The organism is Achromobacter sp. SLBN-14 (genome assembly GCF_006715415.1).
Classification (GTDB): Bacteria; Pseudomonadota; Gammaproteobacteria; order Burkholderiales; family Burkholderiaceae_B; genus Achromobacter; species Achromobacter mucicolens.
The window spans coordinates 3,444,809-3,463,073 of record NZ_VFNE01000001.1; the positions used below are offsets into that span (position 1 = coordinate 3,444,809).

17 protein-coding genes are annotated in these 18,265 nt (G+C 68.2%); 15 read left to right on the forward strand and 2 right to left on the reverse strand.

Annotation, left to right across the window (positions count from 1 at the left end; genetic code table 11):
- Positions 1 to 238: 238 nt before the first annotated feature.
- Both FBY20_RS15720 and FBY20_RS15725 read left to right on the forward strand, forming a co-directional pair.
- Positions 239 to 2,509, forward strand: coding sequence for a rhodanese-like domain-containing protein (locus FBY20_RS15720; RefSeq protein ID WP_142053297.1), 2,271 nt, complete (start codon positions 239 to 241; stop codon positions 2,507 to 2,509).
- Between the two features lie 37 nt (positions 2,510 to 2,546).
- Complete coding sequence (locus tag FBY20_RS15725; protein ID WP_142053299.1) at positions 2,547 to 2,762, forward strand: molybdopterin-binding protein; 216 nt, start codon at positions 2,547 to 2,549, stop codon at positions 2,760 to 2,762.
- A gap of 72 nt (positions 2,763 to 2,834) precedes the next feature.
- Here FBY20_RS15725 and FBY20_RS15730 read toward each other — a convergent pair whose 3' ends face one another.
- Both FBY20_RS15730 and FBY20_RS15735 read right to left on the reverse strand, forming a co-directional pair.
- Positions 2,835 to 3,821: a tripartite tricarboxylate transporter substrate binding protein gene (locus FBY20_RS15730; RefSeq protein WP_142053301.1), complete on the reverse strand. Its 987-nt coding sequence runs from the start codon at positions 3,819 to 3,821 to the stop codon at positions 2,835 to 2,837.
- Between the two features lie 78 nt (positions 3,822 to 3,899).
- Positions 3,900 to 5,129, reverse strand: coding sequence for a CaiB/BaiF CoA-transferase family protein (locus tag FBY20_RS15735; RefSeq protein ID WP_142053303.1), 1,230 nt, complete (start codon positions 5,127 to 5,129; stop codon positions 3,900 to 3,902).
- Positions 5,130 to 5,301: 172 nt separating this feature from the next.
- Here FBY20_RS15735 and FBY20_RS15740 point away from each other — a divergent pair, with 172 nt between their 5' ends.
- From FBY20_RS15740 to FBY20_RS15800, 13 genes are all read left to right on the forward strand, one after another.
- Positions 5,302 to 6,513, forward strand: coding sequence for an ABC transporter substrate-binding protein (locus FBY20_RS15740; protein WP_056325539.1), 1,212 nt, complete (start codon positions 5,302 to 5,304; stop codon positions 6,511 to 6,513).
- Between the two features lie 27 nt (positions 6,514 to 6,540).
- The gene (locus tag FBY20_RS15745; RefSeq protein WP_142053305.1) at positions 6,541 to 7,380 is read left to right on the forward strand and encodes a MaoC family dehydratase N-terminal domain-containing protein; all 840 of its coding nucleotides are present in this window, start codon (positions 6,541 to 6,543) and stop codon (positions 7,378 to 7,380) included.
- A 46-nt stretch (positions 7,381 to 7,426) separates the two neighbouring features.
- Positions 7,427 to 8,170 carry an SDR family NAD(P)-dependent oxidoreductase gene (locus FBY20_RS15750; protein WP_142053307.1) on the forward strand — a complete coding sequence of 248 codons (744 nt, stop codon included), beginning with the start codon at positions 7,427 to 7,429 and terminating at the stop codon, positions 8,168 to 8,170.
- A gap of 28 nt (positions 8,171 to 8,198) precedes the next feature.
- Positions 8,199 to 9,134, forward strand: a complete 936-nt coding sequence (locus tag FBY20_RS15755) for an NAD(P)-dependent oxidoreductase (RefSeq protein WP_174245417.1) — start codon at positions 8,199 to 8,201, stop codon at positions 9,132 to 9,134.
- Positions 9,127 to 10,005: a branched-chain amino acid ABC transporter permease gene (locus tag FBY20_RS15760; protein ID WP_056325545.1), complete on the forward strand. Its 879-nt coding sequence runs from the start codon at positions 9,127 to 9,129 to the stop codon at positions 10,003 to 10,005. The genes FBY20_RS15755 and FBY20_RS15760 overlap by 8 nt, the downstream gene beginning before the upstream one ends.
- Positions 10,006 to 10,012: 7 nt before the next feature.
- Positions 10,013 to 10,993, forward strand: a complete 981-nt coding sequence (locus FBY20_RS15765) for a branched-chain amino acid ABC transporter permease (protein ID WP_056325989.1) — start codon at positions 10,013 to 10,015, stop codon at positions 10,991 to 10,993.
- The gene (locus FBY20_RS15770; protein ID WP_142053309.1) at positions 10,990 to 11,778 is read left to right on the forward strand and encodes an ABC transporter ATP-binding protein; all 789 of its coding nucleotides are present in this window, start codon (positions 10,990 to 10,992) and stop codon (positions 11,776 to 11,778) included. The genes FBY20_RS15765 and FBY20_RS15770 overlap by 4 nt, the downstream gene beginning before the upstream one ends.
- Entirely contained in the window at positions 11,771 to 12,544 is a 774-nt protein-coding gene (locus tag FBY20_RS15775; protein ID WP_142053311.1) for an ABC transporter ATP-binding protein, read from the forward strand. The genes FBY20_RS15770 and FBY20_RS15775 overlap by 8 nt, the downstream gene beginning before the upstream one ends.
- An 11-nt stretch (positions 12,545 to 12,555) precedes the next feature.
- A complete protein-coding gene (locus tag FBY20_RS15780) occupies positions 12,556 to 13,488 on the forward strand; it encodes an SMP-30/gluconolactonase/LRE family protein (RefSeq protein WP_142053313.1) in 933 nt (310 codons plus the stop codon).
- Between the two features lie 34 nt (positions 13,489 to 13,522).
- Positions 13,523 to 14,515 (forward strand): tripartite tricarboxylate transporter substrate binding protein, encoded by a 993-nt coding sequence (locus FBY20_RS15785; protein WP_056325555.1) that lies wholly within the window; start codon positions 13,523 to 13,525, stop codon positions 14,513 to 14,515.
- A 99-nt stretch (positions 14,516 to 14,614) separates the two neighbouring features.
- Positions 14,615 to 15,817 carry a MaoC family dehydratase N-terminal domain-containing protein gene (locus FBY20_RS15790; RefSeq protein WP_056325558.1) on the forward strand — a complete coding sequence of 401 codons (1,203 nt, stop codon included), beginning with the start codon at positions 14,615 to 14,617 and terminating at the stop codon, positions 15,815 to 15,817.
- Positions 15,818 to 15,853: 36 nt separating this feature from the next.
- On the forward strand, positions 15,854 to 17,017 hold the full coding sequence (locus FBY20_RS15795) for a CoA transferase (protein ID WP_142053315.1): 1,164 nt from the start codon (positions 15,854 to 15,856) through the stop codon (positions 17,015 to 17,017).
- A complete protein-coding gene (locus FBY20_RS15800; protein ID WP_142053317.1) occupies positions 17,014 to 18,246 on the forward strand; it encodes a CaiB/BaiF CoA-transferase family protein in 1,233 nt (410 codons plus the stop codon). Before FBY20_RS15795 ends, FBY20_RS15800 begins: the two co-directional genes overlap by 4 nt.
- Positions 18,247 to 18,265: the final 19 nt, after the last annotated feature.

Consider the following 18,265-nt stretch of genomic DNA (forward strand, 5'->3'; position numbering starts at 1 on the left):
GTGGTCTGGGAGACGCCGCGCGCCTCGGACGCGACGATGGGGAAGGCCACGATGGTAGGGAGCGGGGTGCGTGCGGGGAAGGTCGTTTTTCGTATGTCCTTATGCGTCGCAGCGGTGCCTGCAGTGCGCATATGGATAGTCGGATTTCTGCGTTGCGCCGCCCGTGGCGGGCACCGTAGTCTGGCTGGCATCCGGCTCGCGGCGATTGCCCGGGCCTCGTACCGAACCCGGAACCGCCATGACACAACTGCCGCCCACCGCAGACCTTTCCCTCCAGACCCAGCGTACGCAAGCCGTCGCCGCGTTCATTCGCGACGTGCGGGCCATCCTGCCCGATCCGCGACGCGCCACGCCGGCGCAGCTGGAGTCGGCGGCGGGCCTGCTGCGCGCACTAGCCGCGCGCGCCGAGCTGTTCGATGCGGAAACTTTCGCATTGCATCCGGAGCGGCCGGCCACGATCTATCGCCTGGCCGAGGACGTGGACGGCGCCTATGCGCTATACCTCTCGCTCGGCGAAGCCGGCAAGGCGCAGCCGCCGCACGACCATACGACGTGGGCGATCATCGCCGGCGTGCGCGGTGAGGAGCGCAACGAGGTGTATGCCCGCAGCCGGAGCTCGGACCCCTTGCGCGACACGCTCACGCACGTGCGCCGCGTGGACGTCGCGCAGGGCTCGTCCATCGTGCTGCAGCCCGACGACGTTCACACCATCGAACTCATCGGTGCGTCGTCCGGCGCGCATCTGCACTTCTACGGACTGGCCCTGGACCGGCTGGCCGGACGTGTGGTGTTCGAAAGCACGGCCGGGGGCACGTACCGGACCTTCGGTCCGCCCGCGGCGATTCTCCATGCGCGTGTGGCGCCGGCCGAACTGGAGCGTGCGCTGCGCGGCCCCGCCGAAATCGCGCTGCTCGACGTGCGCGAGGCGGGCCGATACGCCGAACGCCATCTCCTCGAGGCGGCCAACGCTCCGCTCTGGCGCATTGAGCAACGCATCGACCGCCTCGTGCCGCGCCGCTCGACCCGCATCGTGCTGGTCGACGAGGATGAGTCGCTTGCGCACGACGCCGCCGGCAAGCTGGTGCGGCTGGGCTACGCCGATGTGGCCGTGCTGGCTGGCGGCACGCGCGCCTGGGAGGCGTCGGGTCGCGAGGTCTTCTGGGGCACCAATGTGCCCAGCAAGGCATTTGGCGAAGTGATCGAGCATGAAAAGCACACGCCTTGGATCGACGTGGACGAGCTGTCCGCCCGCGTGGAAGCCGGGGAGGACATCGTCGTGGTCGACAGCCGCACCACGGAGGAATTCCACAACTTCACGCTGCCGTTCTCGCATAGCCTGCCCGGTGCCGAGCTGGTCTACCGCATCGGCGAACTCGCGCCCAATCCCGACACGTTCGTCGTGGTGAATTGCGCGGGCCGCACCCGCTCGATCGTGGGCGCGCAGACGCTGATCGATGCGGGTATCCCGAACAAGGTGGCGTCGCTGCGCAATGGCACGATGGAATGGCTGCTGTCGGGGCGCGAGCTGGCCTATGGCCGCCACGCGGCGTTACCCGAGCCGGGGCCACAGGCCCTGGCCCAGGCGCGCGAGCGCGCTCGGGCCGTGGCCGCAGCGGCGGGCGTGGACCACATCGACGCCGCGCGGCTCGCCAGGTTCGAGGCCGATGCCGCCGCTGGCGAGCGCAGCCTCTATCGCTTCGACGTGCGCACGCGCGAGGAGTACGAAGCCGGCCATCTTCCCGGTTGGCGCTGGGCGCCCGGCGGGCAACTGGTGCAGGCGACCGACGAATATGTCGGCACCCGGCGCGCGCGCGTGGTGCTGGCCGATCACGACGGGGTGCGTGCGCTGACCACCGCGGCCTGGCTTCGCCAGTTGGGCGTCCTCGAGGTCTACCTGTATGCCGCGCCGCTGGCGCCGCACGCAGGCGAGCCTGGCGAACCGGCGCTCCCGGTCATTCTGGAGGGCGGGCCGGAGCGCGTGCGCGTGCTGCGCCATCGCGAACCGGCGCCGGAGGTCCGCGCCGCCGTGCTCGAAGGCTGGCTGGCCAAGCACGGCCCCACGCGGGTGTATGACGTGGATCGCCGCCAGGCTTATGTGCGCCGCCACATCCCGGGCGCGCGCTTCGCCGCGCCGGACCGGCTGCCGGCACTCCTTGCCGAGGAGGGCGCGAACGCCGCGCGCGTGGTCATCGTGTCGGAAGACGGCGTGCTCGCGCAGACCGTTGCCGCCGAACTGCAATGGCGGCTTCGCCGTGAGACACACGCGCCTGAGGTTTACGCGCTGCAGGGCGGCACTGGGGTCTGGCAGGCGGCCGGGCTGCCACTGGAGCGCGGTGACGAAGGTGTGCTGACGGGCGACGACGACCAGGACATCAGCCCGTACCTGCTGGACGATCTGGCGGCGCGCGACGCCGGGTTTCGTGCCTATCTCGATTGGGAGCTGCAACTCGTGGCGCAGCTCGAACGCGCCGCCGCGCAGGATTTCCGCCTCATCGGGGCCGATCGGTGAGTGGTGCCGGATTACCTATCTTCTACTGGAGTCATGCATGGCCATTCAATCCATCAACGCCCGCAATCAGGTCCGCGGCAAGATCCGCGAAATCGTATTGGGATCCGTGGTGTCGGAAGTCGACATCGACACGCCTGCGGGCATCGTGACCTCGGTCATCACGACGCGCTCGGTCAAGGAACTGGATCTGCAGGTCGGCACCGAAGTGCTCGCCTTTGTGAAGGCCACGGAGGTGTCCGTGGCCAAGCTCTGAAACGCCCACCGGGCTGAAGAGGACAAACGGGCTGGTGGTTGCATGCGCAGCTGCCAGCCTGAGCCAGGCGCGCTATTCAAGCTTGATGTTCGCTTTCTGCGCCACGTCGCGCCACCGCTGCAAGTCTTCTTTCAGTTCCGCGCTGAATTGCGCTGGCGTGTCCAGCACCGGTTCCACGCCGCGCGTGACCAGGGCCTGCCGCGCGTCGGGCGCATCCAGTCCTTTCTTGAGTGCCTCGAACAGGCGTTCGGTCAGGGCCGGGTCCAGCCGGGGCGGCGCCAGCACGCCAAACCAGGTGGTGGTCTGGAAGCCCGGCACACCGGCTTCCTGCACGGTTGGAATGTCTCGCGCCGTATCCGAGCGCGTGGGGCTGGTCACCGCGATGGCGCGCAGTTGCCCGCTCTGGATGAGGGGCAGCGACGAGGGCAGGGTGTCGAAGTAGGCGTCGACGCGTCCGCCGATGAGGTCCGTGATCACCTGGCTGCTGCCCTTGTAGGGCACGTGTTGAAAGTTCGACACGCCTGACGATTGCACGAAAAGCTCTGCGGTCATGTGGGTGATGTTGCCGGTGCCCGCCGATCCGTACGGCACGGGCGTGCGGCTGGCCTTGGCGTATTTCAGGAAGTCGCTCAGCGTTTTGGCCGGCAGCTTGGGGTTCACGACCAGCACCAGCGGCGTGTAGCCGACCTGCGTGATCGGCGTGAAGTCGCGCAGCGGATCGTAGGGCAGTCGCGAGGACAGCGCCGGGCTGATGGATTGGGAGGCCGTGACGCCCAGCAGCAGCGTGTAGCCGTCCGCGGGGGCCCGCGCGACTTCGGCCGCGGCGATGGTGCCGTTGGCGCCCGCCTTGTTGTCCACGACGACGCTGGCGTTCAGGGATTGCCCCAGCCGCTGCGCGACCTGCCGCGCCACGAAGTCGGCGCCGCCGCCCGGCGGAAAGCCGACGACCAGCCGGATGGGGCGGTCGGGGTAGCCTGCGGCGGACGCGGTGGCGGCGGCGAACAGCAAGCCGGCGATGGCGGCCTTGAACAGGCCGGACACAACGGGGTTGGTCTGCATCTTCTGTCTCCTCGGTTCTCGCCGGGCGGTCGCGCCGGTTATCGATCCGGCCTGCCATCGGCGCCTTTTATACGCGGATCACGCCTGTTTGCGCACGGGCGCCCATGCGAAATCGCCCGGCCGGCTGGCGCTGGCGGCTCCGCTGCCGATCAGCGCCTCGCATTGCTCGGCCGTCAGTCCCGCCGCTTGCAGCACATCCTGGGTGTGTTCGCCCAGGTCGGGCGGCGGCAGCGTCGCAATGCCATCGTGGGCGGCATCCATGCGCGGAAATTCCGGCACGTCGAACGCCAGGTCGCGGTAGTGCACGCTGCGCAGCTTGCCGGGCTGGTGCGCCTGCTCGGCATCCAGCACGCGTTCCAGCGGCAGGACCTCCGTGCTGCCCACGCCAGCGATCCGCAGCCGCGCGGTGGCGTCGTCGAACGTCCGCGCGCCAATCGCATTCCTGACGATTTCCTCGACGCGCTCGCGCGCCTTCTTTCTGTCCTTCAGCGCGGCCAGCGAGGCGTCGTTGGCTTCGGGCAGCGCCATCGCCTGGCAGAACTTCAGCCAATGCGCGTCGGTCAGCATGAGCAGGTACATCCAGCGGTCGTCGGAGGTCAGGTAGGCGCCGTAGCCCGGCATGCTGAATTCGCCGTGCGGTTCGCGTTCGGGGCGTCCCAACAGCTGCGTCTTGAGTTGCACGCCCACCAGATCGCGCGCGGCGATGTGCAGCCCGGTTTCGTACAGCCCGACCTCGACGTGGCCGCCGTCCTTGGCGGCGTCTGGCTGCAGCATGCGGGCCAGGATGCCGATGACGGCATAAGCGCCGGCGAATTGGTCGTGGTAGGACGGGCCCAGCCTGCTGGGCCGGCCATTGATGCGGTTGGCCTCCATGACGCCAGTGGACGCTTCGGCGACGGGATTGGAGGCAAGGTCGTCGGCTTGCGGGCCGTCCGCGTAGCCGCGGATGTGGCAATAGATGAGGCGGGGATTGATTGCCTGGCATTCGGCCTTGGTGAGCTTTAACTTGCGCGCCGCCTTGGGCGCCAGGTTGTGCACGAAGGCATCGGCCGTTTCCAGCATTTTCAGGAAGGCGGCGTGGCCGTCCGGCCGGGCGAGGTCCAGGCAGACGCTTTTCTTGCCATGGCTGTAGGCGATGAATGTGCCGCTGGGGCCGCCGCGCACCAGACTGCGGGTGGGATCGCCCCGCGGCGGCTCCACCTTGATCACCTCGGCGCCAAGCTGGGCAAGGATGTGCGAGGCAAAAGGGGCGGCGAGCATGGTGCCCAATTCAATGACGCGGCGTCCCGCGAGGGGTGGGGAGTGCATGGTGTCTCCTGGCGTTGGTATTGAAAGAATGCATTCTATATGTTCGAGGTTTGCGCAGCGTTGGGCATTTTGCTAGGGAAAGCCCGTATTTTTCGTCGCTCGTAAATATATAGAATGCATTCTTAGTCGCTCAGCAGACGGCGGCAATCGAAGAACAACCAGGAGACACAACGTGCATCGAAGGACATTTCTTTCCGGTTGTGCCGCGGCAGCCTCGATTTCGCTTCCAGGCTGGGCGCGCGCGCAGTCCGCTTCTCCCGGCATCGATACGGCCAGCAAGACAGTCACGGTCGGCGCCTTCACCCCCATCACGGGCCCGGTGCCGTTCTACGCCATCCTGTCCCGCGCCGCCGACGCCTGCTTCAAGTGGATCAACGAGACCGACGCGCTGAACGGCTGGAAGATCAAGCTGGTCACGTATGACGACGGCTATGAGCCGGCCCGCAGCGTCGCCGTCACGCGCCGTCTGGTCGAAGAGAACAAGATCTTCGCGCTGGCCGCACCGGTCGGCACGGCGCAATCGGTCGCGGTAATTCCCTATGCCAAGGAAGTTGGCCTGCCCATGATCGGGCCCATCGGCGGCGCAAGCGCGCTCTTTGCCGAGCGGCTGGTGTTTCCGCTGCTGCCCGACTACGGCTGGTCCGCGGCCTCGAACCTGGAATACGCCTTCAGCGGTCTTAACGCCGACCGCGTGGCGCTGCTTTGGGAAAACGACGAGCTGGGCCGTTCCGCCAAGCGCGGCTTCGACATGCTCATGGCAGCCAGCAAGAAACAGCCTGCCGAGTCCATTCCCTTCGAGGTCCGCAGCACCGATTTCACGCCCCACGTGCGCCGCATCGCCAACGCAAAGGCGGACGTCGTGATCCTGTTCGGTTCCAACGCCAACCTGGCAGCGGCGCTCAAGACTGCTGACCGGCTGGGCTACCAGGGCAAGTGGATGGCGCCGTTCTTCACTGCGGATCCGACGACGTACAAGCTGGCCGGCAAGCTGCTCGATGGCGCCTACTTCTCGTCTTGGCTGATGCCCGTGGACGCGGACGACGCCAACATCAAGGCCTACCGCGAGACCGTGGCCAAGCTCTATCCCAACGACCCGATCGGCGTCTTTGGCCTGAATGGCTGGAGCAACGCGGCGCTGTTCGCCAAGGGCTTTCAGATGCTGCTGGCCAGCGGCAAGCCGCTGACCCGCGAGAACCTGGTCGACGTCATGGAAACGATGACGAACCAGACCGTGGGCGGCGCGCGCGAAGTGACCTTCAAGCCCGGCGACCATCGGGGCGCGCGTCAGGAAGGCATCATCCAGGCCGTCTCCGGCGGCAGTTTCAAGCTGGTGCGGGACTTCAAGCCCTATCCCGCCGACGTGTTCGACGCAAAGCTGGCCTAGGCCGGCACACAGTAAAGGAGTGCCCGCGTGAGCAACGCATACGAGGAGTGGGTTGGCCGCGAAGAAGCGCACACGCAGCGCATCGACGCGGCGGCCGTGGCGGCAATGGCGGCAACGCTGGATCTGGAACGCGCGCCGGGCGTGGGCGAACCGCTGCCCCCCGGCTGGCAGTGGCTGTTCTTCAACCCGGCCGCGCGCCGTAGCGGGCTGGGCGAAGATGGCCATCCGCAGCGCGGCGGCTTTCTGCCGCCCATCACGCTGCCGCGCCGCATGTGGGCCGGCAGCCGGATCAACTACCTGGCCAACCTGCCCATCGGCGAGCAGGCCACGCGGCGCAGCCGCATCGTGAAGGTCGAGAACAAGACCGGCAAGCGCGGGGCGTTGTGGTTCGTGACGGTCCAGCACACGACCGAGTGCAATGGTACGGACTGCATCGTCGAGGAACAGGACATCGTCTACCGCGAGGCGCCGCCACCCGGCGCGGCCGCTGCGACGCCCGCCCGGCACGAGGGCGAGGCGCGTTGGGGCCGCGAGGTCCGGCCCGACACGACGCTGCTGTTCCGCTATTCGGCGCTGACCTTCAATGGGCATCGCATCCATTACGACCAGGCCTACGCGCGCAATGAAGAAGGCTATCCCGATCTGGTCGTGCATGGGCCCCTGACCGCCACGCTGTTGCAACAGCTTGCGGTCGAACACGGGGACGGACGCGCCCTGGCGCGCTTCGGCTTTCGAGGCGTCAGCCCCTTGTTCGTGTCCCGCGCCTTCCGCATCGAAGGCCACACGCAGGAAGACGGGTCGCTCGCGCTGTGGGCGCGCGGCCCGGACGGCGAATTGGCGATGTCCGCCACGGCGGTGCTGCGGTAAGGCGCGGCGCGGGCCGGATAACAACACTGACAGGAGACAAGAGAAGATGGCACAGCATTTGAGCGGTCCGGCAAATCTTGAGGGCCAGGTCGCGTTCATCACCGGCGGCGCGGGTGCGATGGGGCAGGCGATCGCCAAGGCGTTCCGGCAGGCCGGCGCGCGCGTCATCGCCACGGATCGCGTGGAATCGCAGGCGCTGGGCGGCGGCATCGACTACCGCCGCTACGACGTGACCTCGCGCGCCGAGACTGACCAGGTCATCGACGCGGTGCTGGCCGAATACGGCAGGATCGACATCCTGGTGCTGTGCGCGGGCATCATCGCCCGCACGCCGCTGGGCGACAGCACCGACGACGAATGGGACGCGGTGATGTCCGTCAACGTGCGCGGCGTGGTGAACCCAGCGCGCAAACTGTTTCCGCTGATGTGCAAGCAGGGATTCGGCAAGATCCTGGCGGCCGGTTCCATCGCCGCCAAGAATGGCGGCGTGGCGTCGGGACCGGCCTACGTCGCGTCCAAGGCGGCCGTGCACGGCATGATGCGCTGGATCGCCAAGGCAGGCGCGCCGCACGGCGTCTATGCCAACACCCTTGCCCCCGGACCCGTCGAGACGGCCATGTGGGCCAGCGTCACCAGCGGCGGCGCGCCGTCGGCCAACGGCACCGTGCCATTGGGCCGTTACGGCAATGCCGACGACATCGCGCAGGCCGCGCTGTTCCTGTGTTCGCCGGCTTCGAACTGGATCACGGGCACGTCGCTGGACATCAGCGGCGGCATGTGGATGGACTGACACCCGGCAACGCTGACAGGAGCCTCGCATGACCGCAGATACCTTACCCGTGATCGGCTTTATCGGCCTGGGCGTGATGGGCGGCCCGATGTGCCGCAACATGGCCGTCAAGCACGCCGGCCAGGTCATCGCCTTCGACACGAACCCGCAGGCCCACGCCGTGCTGGAAGGCACCGGCGCCCGCCGCGCCGGCTCGGTGGCCGAGCTGGCCGAGCTTGCCGACGTGGTGTTCCTGTCGCTGCCCGGCGGCCCGCAGGTGGAGCAGGTCTGCCTGGGCGAGGGTGGCCTGGCTGGCGGCGCGCGCCGTCCCGCTGTGATCGTCGACCTCAGCACCACGACGGTCGCGTCGGCCCGCGCCACGTCGCAACGCCTGGCGGCGCTGGGCATCGCATTTGCCGACGCGCCCGTCGCCCGAACCCGCGAAGCCGCCCAGCGCGGCGAACTGAGCATCATGGTGGGGGCGGATGAAGCGCTCTATGCGCGCATCGAGCCGCTGCTGCGCTACATCGGCTCGGACGTGACCCGGTGCGGCGAGGTCGGCTGCGGCCAGGTGGTCAAGCTCATCAACAACGCGCTGGTGTTCGAGAACACCGTGGCGCTGGCCGAAATGATGGTCTTGGGAGAGCGCGCCGGCGTTCAGCCGGCGGTGCTGCTGGATGCGGTATCCAAAGGGTCGGGCGACAGTTTCGTGCTGCGCAACCACGGGCGCAAGGCCATGCTGCCGCGCGAGTTTCCCGAAAAATCGTTTCCGCCCGAGTACGCCCTCAAGGATCTCGGCTACGTGCTGGAGCTTGCCGGGCAGACCGGCCTGACCGCGCGCGTGACGGAGCTGGCGCAGCGGTATTACGCCGCAACCGCCAGCGGCGGCTGGAGCGGCCGGTACTTTCCGTCGGTGATCGAAATCATCGACCGGAGCGACGGGGCCGGCGTCGCGGCGGCGCAGCAGGGGCCGGACCATGGATGATTTCATCGGCCTCATCTGGGCGGGCGTGGTCAGCGGCTGCCTCTATGCCATGGGCGCGATCGGCATCGTGCTGATCTACAAGAGCTCGAATGTCGTGAACTTCGCGCACGGCAACCTGGCGGGGCTCGCGGCATTCCTGGTGTTCGGCTTCACGGCAGGCATCTTTGCGAACCTGGCCTGGGGCGCGGCCGTGGTGCTGACGTTGGCGGTCATGGTGGCGGTGATGACGGTCAGCTACTTCCTGATTGCGCCGCTGGTATTCAAGTCGGACCTGACCAGCACCATCGCGACGCTGGGCGTGGGCCTGATCGCGCAGGGGGCGACGCAATTGCTTTTCGGCTCGAACGTGGTGTCGCTGGACCTGCCGCTGCCGGCGTGGCGCGGCCAGATCGGGCCGATCCACATCACCGCCTATGACCTCGCGGTGCTGGGCGCGACCGCGCTTGCCATCGGGCTGCTGTACCTGCTGATCGAACGCACCCGCATCGGCATCGCATTCCGCGCGGTGTCGGCCAATCCCTTTGCCAGCCGCGTGTGCGGCCTGAACCTGCGCCGGGTGCATCTGTTTTCCTGGATCACGGCGGGCGTGCTGGGGCTGATTGCATCGCTGCTGATCGTGCCGACGACTTTCCTGTCCTCGACCAGCGTGTCCTCCTTCATGCTCCAGGCGTTCGCCGCGGCTGTCGTGGGCGGCTTCAACAGCCTGCCGGGGGCTGTACTGGGCGGCATCCTGATCGGCGCCATCATGAACCTGCTGTCGTTCTACGTGTCCGCCGAGTTCAACAACACCTATCTGCTGCTGACGATCCTGCTGGTGCTCAACGTGTTTCCGAAGGGCGTGCTGGCGATCCGGGGAGGTGCCCGTGTCTAGTGTGATCATGTCAACCGACCGCCTGGCGGCGCAAGTCAAGCCTGCGGCCCAGACCGCGGCGCCTGGGCGCCTGTTGGCGAGCGCCGCCATTGCTGGCGTGCTGGTCCTGGCGCTGCTGCCCCTCGTGGCAGGCGGCTACTGGACCTACACCCTTGGTCTGTGCTTTGCCAACGCCATCGCCATCATCTCGGTGAGCTTCCTGGTGCGCTACGGCGGCGAGGTCTCGATCGGGCATGGCGTGTTCGTCGCGGCGGGCGCCTACACCGTCGCCCTGATGGAAAAGTATCTGGGCGTGTCGCTGTTGGCCAGTCTGCCGTTGGCCGCCATCGCCGGCGCCTTTCTGGGGCTGGTCTTTGCCTACCCGTCGCGCTATCTGTCGGGCATCTACCTGGCCGTGGCTACGATGGCGCTGGCCTTGGCCCTGCCGGAAGTGCTGCTGCATTTCTCGTCGGTGTCGGGGGGCTACGAGGGGCTGTACGTCAAGCTGGACGCGCTGCCCGGCATCGCCAAGGAAACGCAGCGCTATTACCTGCCGCTGGCCGGGCTGGTCGCCGTCGCGCTGCTGCTGCGTCATTTCCGCCGCTCGCGCCAGGCAATGGCGCTGCTGCTGATCCGCGCGTCGCCGCATGCGGCCGAATCGTTCGGCGTGCGCCGCAGCTGGGCGCGGCTTTCGTGCATGGCCCTGAGCGGCGCCATCGCCGCCATCGCCGGCGCGCTGCTGTCGTTCAGCTCGTCGACGGTATCGCCCAACAGCTTTACGTTGTGGACCTCGATCTTCCTGCTGGTCGGCTCGGTGGTCAGCCTGTATTCGATGTCGATCCTGGGCAGCCTGCTGGGAGGCCTGTTCCTGACGCTCATGCCCCTGCTGCTGGCTGGCGCGGGCGATTGGGTGCCCATTCTGTACGGCTCGGCGCTGCTGGCCGTGGTGCTGGGCGTCAATGCGCTGCCCGCCCGGCTGCGCGCCCGGCTGCACGGAGGCAACCCATGAGCGCGCACGCCACGCTTGACCGCGATCCGCTGGTGGTCGAAGACCTGTCCCTGTCGTTCGGCGGCATCCAGGTGTTGCAACACATCGCCCTGCACCTGAAGTCGGGCGAGATCACCGGGCTGATCGGACCGAACGGCGCGGGCAAGACAAGCTTCTTCAATTGCCTGACCGGCCTGTATTCACCCCAGCAGGGCAGCATCCGCCTGGGCAGCCAGCGGCTGGAGGGGGTGCCGCCCACCGGCCGCGCGGCGCTGGGATTCTCGCGCAGCTTTCAGCACGTGGCGCTGTGCCCGGAGCTCACCGTGGCCGAGAACGTCATGATCGGCCTGGACCGGCAGTCCTCGGCCAACTGGCTGGACGCCTTCATGCCCTTGCCCCGCGGCCGCGCGGAGCGGAGCCGCAACCGCGAGCGCGCGCTGGCGGCGCTGGACCGCCTGGGCGTGCTGCACGTGGCCGACGACTATCCCGCCCAGCTTCCGCCCGGCGTGTTGCGCCTGGCGGAGATCGCGCGCGCCATCGCCGGCGATCCCAGGGTGCTGCTGCTGGATGAGCCGGCGGCCGGCCTGAATTCCATCGAGACGGGCGACCTGTCCAGCGCCTTGAAGCGGCTGCGCGCGCCCGGACTGGTGCTGGTGGTGGTGGAACATGACATGGACCTGATCATGGACGTCTGCGACACCATTCACGTGCTGAATGTCGGGCGGCTGCTGGCCTCCGGCAGCCCCGAAGAGGTGCGTGGCAATCCCGACGTCGTTCGGGTCTATCTGGGAGACGAGGATGCATGACGCGGCATCGGCGCTGCTGGCTGTGGAAGGGCTGACGGTGCGCTACGGCGCCGGGCCGGTGGTGCACGGCATTGGCCTGACGGTGGGCGCGTCTTCCGTCGCCGCGTTGCTGGGCGCGAATGGCGCGGGCAAGTCCAGCACACTGCGGGCCATCGCCGGGTTGGAGCCCGCGCAAGGCCGGATCCTTCTCGATGGCCAGGACATCTCCGGCCTGTCGGCGGCGCAGCGTTTCCGGCGCGGCGTCGTCTACGTGCCGGAAGGGCGCGCCATCGTGACGGATCTGACGGTGGGCGAAAACCTCATCCTGGGGTCGTACTTCGTCGACGCGCGCACGCGGGCGCGGCGTGAACAGATGGTGATGGACTTCTTTCCCGAGATCGCGGGACGGCGCAACGCGCCGGCCGGCCTGCTGAGCGGGGGTGAACAGCAGATGCTTGCCATCGGCCGCGGCCTGATGTCCGGCCCGCGCCTGCTTCTGCTGGACGAACCCTCGCTGGGTCTGGCGCCGCTGCTGGTGGCGCGCGTGTACGAACGCCTGGCCACCATTCAGCGCGAGCAGAAGCTGGCGGCGCTGCTGGTGGAACAGAGCTTTCACGTCGCGGCGCGGCTGGCCGAGCGGGCCTGGGTGCTGCGGCACGGCCATATCGTGGGCGAGCTGGACGAGCAGGCGCTGCGCAGCCGCGAAGGGCGCCAGCGCGCGATCGACGCCTACTTGGGCGCGCGAGGGCAGGCCAGCCCGTCCGCGTCGTCCGCAACCCACGCATGAACGGAACCGCAATGGAACATCTGAAACTGCAAGGCGAGGTCCTGGCGAACGGGCTCGAATTTCCGGAGGGGCCCGTGGCCATGCCGGACGGCAGCGTGCTGGTGGTGGAGATCGCCGCGGGACGCCTGACCCAAGTGCTCCCCGATGGCGAGCTGCGCAAGGTAGCCGATCTTGGCGGCGGGCCGAATGGCGCGGCGTTGGGGCCGGACGGGCACGTCTACGTCTGCAACAACGGGGGCTTCAGCTGGCGCACCGACAACGGCTTCACGCGGCCCACGGGCCCCGCGGCCGGCTACACGGGCGGCAGCATCCAGCGCGTGGACGTGGCCACTGGTGCGGTGCAGACGCTGTACACGCATTGCGACGGCGTGGCGCTGCACGGTCCCAATGACATCGTCTTCGATGCTGACGGCGGCTTCTGGTTCACCGATTTCGGCAAGACCTTCGAGGACCGCATATTGCGCGGCGCGGTGTATTACGCACGCGCCGATGGCAGCCATATCCGCCGCGCCGCGCATCCCGTGCTGACGCCCAATGGCGTGGGCCTGTCACCGGACGGCAGTGTGCTCTACGTGTCGGAGACCGAAACGAGCCGGCTGTGGTCATACCCGATCCTTGAAGGCGAGCGCGGCCGGCTTGGCGCCGAACCCTGGCCATCGCCCAACGGCGGGCGCCTGGTGCATGGCCTGCCCGGCTATCAACGCTTCGATTCGCTGGCGCTCGAAGCGGGCGGCAACATCTGCGTCGCCACGCTCGTGCGCGGCGGCATCAGCGTGATCTCGCCCGGCGGCGAGCTTTTGGAGTTCCACGAGGCGCCCGAGGGCTATTGCACCAATATCTGTTTCGGGGGCGCTGGCCGGCGGACCGCCTTCATCACCCTGTCCGGGCACGGCCAGCTCTTCGCCGCGCGCTGGCCGCGCGCCGGCCTGGCGCTCAACGGCTGATTTCCCCCCTGAACCCTTACGCAAGGACGCATCGATGAAGCTTCCGATCAACAGTGCCCGCCGCTCCTTCAACGCGGCGATCATGGCCGCGGCGGCGCTATGTATCCTGCCCCAGGCGGCCGCCGCGCAGGCGTGGCCCGACAAGCCCATCCGCGTCATCGTGCCCTACGCGGCCGGTCAGGGCGCGGACGTGCTAGCCCGGCTGGTGTTCCAGGAAGTCGGCAAGCGCCTGAACCAGCCCATCGTCATCGAAAACCGGGCGGGAGCCGGCGGCAATATTGGCTCGGCCGCGGCGGCGCGGGCGCCGGCGGACGGCTACACCTTTCTCTTTGGCACCAACGCCACCAACGCGGCCAACGAGTTCCTGTATTCCAATCCCGGCTATGACGCCGCGAAGGATTTCGTCGGCGTGGCCATGGTCGGCCTGCTGCCGATGGTGATCGCCACGTCGGACGCGGACTTGCCTGCCAACAGCGTGCCGGCGCTGATCGAGCGCGCCCGCGCCAAGCCGAATGTCTTGAATGTGGGGCTGCCCAGCACGACCGCGCAGGTCGTCTTCGCCGAGTTCGTGAAGTCCGCGCAAGCGCCGCTGTTCGCGGTCAAGTACAAGGCGTCCGGCCAGTCATTGACGGACACGATGGGCGGACAGATTCCACTGGCGATCGACACCGTCACCGCGGCGCGTCCCCATCTGGCGACCGGCAAGTTGCGCGCGGTCGCGATCACCTCGCTCAAGGCCAGCGACATGCTGCCGGGCGTCAAGTCCGTGGCCGAGCAGGGCGTTCAGGGATTCGACGTCGTGGCCTGGGACGCGCTGTTCGCGCCCCGCGGCACGCCGCCCGGCATCGTGCAGGAGCTTGGCGGACACGTCCGTCATGTCCTCGAGCAGCCCGACATGCGCCGCCGCATGCTGGACATTGGCGTCGAACCGCTGGTGATGCCGCCCGCGCAGTTGGACGCCTTCGTCAAGGACGAACGCCAAAAGTGGGGCGACATCATCAAGGCTGCCGGTATCCGCATCGAATGACCCCCAAAGCGCGCCGTCGTGCGCCCCTTTTTTTCATTTCTTGAAGAATGCATTCTGCATTCACGCTGATAGCAAGGAGCATCAAAAGTGAGCAACGTCATGAGTCTTTCCCAAGCCGATGTCGGAAACGCGCCCGCCGAAGGCCGCATCACGGACGAAGCGGTCACCGCCGCCCGCGCAATGATCGGCTTGCACCTGCGCCCCGAAGGCCCGTATCTGCAGGACGCCACCGCGGACACCCTGCGCAACTGGTGCAATGGCATCGGCGACCTCAATCCGCTCTACCGCGATCCGGGCTACGCCGCCGGCACGCGCTACGGCACGCTTCTCGGCCATCCCATGTTCCCCATGGCGTTCGGCTGGCTGGGCCGCACCCGCTGGGGCCTGCCCGGCGTGCACGGCTTCTACGCCGGCAACGATTGGGAACTGTTCCGTCATGTCCGCCCCGGCGACCGCATCACCGCCATCGAACGCGTGGTCGGCGTGGAGGAAAAGGAAAGCAAGTTCTCAGGCCGGCTGGTGCTGCAATACGTGGAGGCCAGCTACTACAACCAGCGTGGCGAACTGGTCGCCCGCGCGCTGGGGACGTGCACCCGCCATGAGCGCAAGGCGGCGCGCGAAACCGGCAAGTACAAGGAGATCGTCCAGCACGAGTACTCCGACGAGGAACGCGACCGCATCGACCAGATGGTGCTGGACGAGCCGAAGAACATCCGCGGCGCCAATGTGCGCTACTGGGAAGACGTGCAGGAAGGCGAGGAGCTGCCGACGATCGCGCGTGGCCCGCTGTCGCTGATGGACACGATGGGCTTTCTGGTAGGTTGCGGCCGCGGGCACACGCACGGCGTCGTGCTGCAGGCGGCCGTGAAGCACCCGGGCCACTTCTTCCGCAACCCGGAGGCGGGAGGCGGCGTGGAATACACCGGTATTGGCCACCACCGCGAGTCCGTGGCCAAGGAGGTCGGCGTGCCCGGCACGTATGACTACGGTCCGCAGCGGTCGTCGTGGATGTGCTCGCTGGTGACCAACTGGATGGGCGACGCAGGCGTCATCAAGCGCGTGCGCACGGAAATGCGCCGCTTCAACATCATGGGCGACACGACCTTCTGCAAGGGCAAGGTGGTGCGCAAGTACGTCAAGGACAAGACCGGCCTGGTGGACATCGAACTGGCGGCCGAGAACCAGCGGGGCGAACTGACCACGCCGGGGATCGCCACCGTGGCGCTGCCGTCGCGCGATGTGCGGCTGCCGGCGTTCCTGGATGGTTCGGGCGTTGACCTCGAACTGCCGGTGACGCGCTGATCCGGCCCGCGGCCGCAACCTTGCGAGACAGCCCATATGCAGTCCAATGAAACGCCACAAACCGCCACGCTGCCGTTGTCCGGGTGCCGGGTCCTGGAGCGTTCGAACACGGTGGCGGCCGCTTATGCCGGACGGATGCTTGCCGCCCTGGGCGCGCGGGTCGTGATGCTGGAGCCGCCAGGCGGCTCCCGCCTGCGGCAGGCGCCGCCGTTGACGGATGACGGCGAAAGCGCGCTCTTTGCATATCTCGCGGTGGGCAAGCGCAGCCTGGCGGCCGACCTCGCGTCCGCGGCCGGCCGGGCCTTGCTCGATCGCGAACTGGCGCGCGCCGACATACTCATCGACGACACGCCGGTGCGCGATCGTGCGGCACAGGGGCTGGACCCGGGCGAGATCGCCCGGCGCTTTTCCGATCTGGTCCACGTCAGCGTCCTGCCGTTCGGCGCCGAAGGGCCCAAGGCCGATTGGGATGGCGAGGAAGTCAACCTGCTGCATGCGGGCGGCGAAGGCTTTCTGCTGCCCAATGGCCTGTCGAACGAACTGTTTCCCGACCGGCCCCCCCTGAAAATCTACGGCCACTTCGGCGGATATCAGGGCGGGGCGATGGCGGCTTTTTGTGCGCTGTCGGCCTTGTGGGCCGTGCCGTTCAGCGGCGGGCAGCATGTGGACGTGTCGGTGCAGGACGCGGTGCTGTCCGTGGGCGCCTTCGCCTTGCAACGCCTGGGCGATGGGTCGCTGGAGCACCGGACCACCCGGCGCTTTCGCTACGGCGGTGTGTTCGAGGCGCAGGATGGCTTCATTGAATTGCTCACGCTGGAGGACCGGCAATGGACCTCGCTCGTCGAGTTGCTGGGCAACCCGGCGTGGGCAGCCGATCCGGGGTTGCGCGATCCGCTGGAGCGCAGCCGCCGCGGCGACGAAATCAACGCTCATGTCCGCGAGTGGATGGCCCGTCATCCTGTCGAAGACATCGTGCGGCGCGCGCAGGAACTGGGCGTGCCGGCGGCCAAGTACCGCCTGCCCGCCGAAGTGGTGGCCGGCGAACAGGAGGCCGCGCGGGGCCTCTTCGCGCCGGCGGTGCTGGCCAGCGGACGCGACGCCGGCATCCTGGTTGCGCCATTCCAATTCCGTTGCACGCCCTTGCCCAGGAAGGGACGCGTGCCCGCCCTGGACGAAATGGCGCAGGAGGCATCCTCATGAATCCACCCGACAACTCCCGCGGCAATCCGGCCCGTGCGCCACGAGCGCCGTTGGCCGGTGTGCGCATCGCCGACTTCACGATCCACGCGGCAGGGCCTTTCTGCACGCATCTGCTGTCGCAATTGGGCGCCGAGTGCATCAAGATCGAGAGCGCAACGCGGCCCGACGCGTTTCGCAAGCCCCATGCCGTCTATGGCCGCATGTCCGCCGCGACGTTCGACCAGGTGTCGGCCAACAAGCTGTCCGTGCGCCTGAACCTGAAGCAGCCCGAGGCCGTCGCGCTCGCCAAGCGGATCGTGGCGCTGTCGGACGTGGCGGCAGAGAGCTTTCGCCCCGGCGTCATGAAGCGGCTGGGCCTGTGCTTTGATGCGCTGCGCGAGGTCAAGCCAGACCTCGTCCTGCTGTCCCTGTCGTCCTGCGGCCAGAGCGGGCCGGACTCGCACTTTGCCGGTTATGCGCCGCTTTTCGGCGCGTGGGGCGGACTGGGCTGGATGAGCGGCTACAGCGATGGCCCGCCCGTGGAGATGCGGCACGTGATGGACCACTCGGCCGGCGTGCATGCCGCGCTGGCCACGGTGGCCGCGCTGAACCAACGCCGGCGTACGGGCCAGGCGCAGCACGTGGACCTGGCCGCGCGCGAAGTCGCGTCGGCCATGATTGGCGACGCCCTGGTCCTGGCCAGCCTGGGCCTGACGCCCGAGCGGCCGGGCAACGCCGACCTGGCCATGTCGCCGCACGGCGTCTATCCCACCGCGCGGCCGGACCGCTGGCTGACGCTGGCGGTGCGCGACGACGCGCAATGGCGCCGGCTGGCGCGTATCCTGGGCCACGAAGACGACGCCGCGCGCTATTCGGACGCGGCCTCGCGTCTGGCGCATCGCGACGAGATCGACGCCTTGGTCACGCGGTGGCTTGCGTCGTGCGACGCCGACGCCACTGCCGACGCGTTGCAGCAGGCGGGCGTGTGCGCGCACGTATCCTGGGACATGCAGGACATCGCATCCGACCCGCATCTGCAGGCACGCGGCGCCGCCACGCCGGTCGAGGCGCCCGGCATTCCGGCCCGCCTGGCGGTGGGTGCGCCCGCCCGCTTCAGCAAGTCGGACGGCATCGGGATCCGCCGCTTGACGCCCGCCTTGGGCCAGGATGAGGATTATGTCTTCGGCGAGCTCCTGGGGCTGGACTCGGCCCAACGCGCGGACCTGCAGGCACGCGAGGTGATCCTGTAAGCCCGCCGCCCCGGCCACT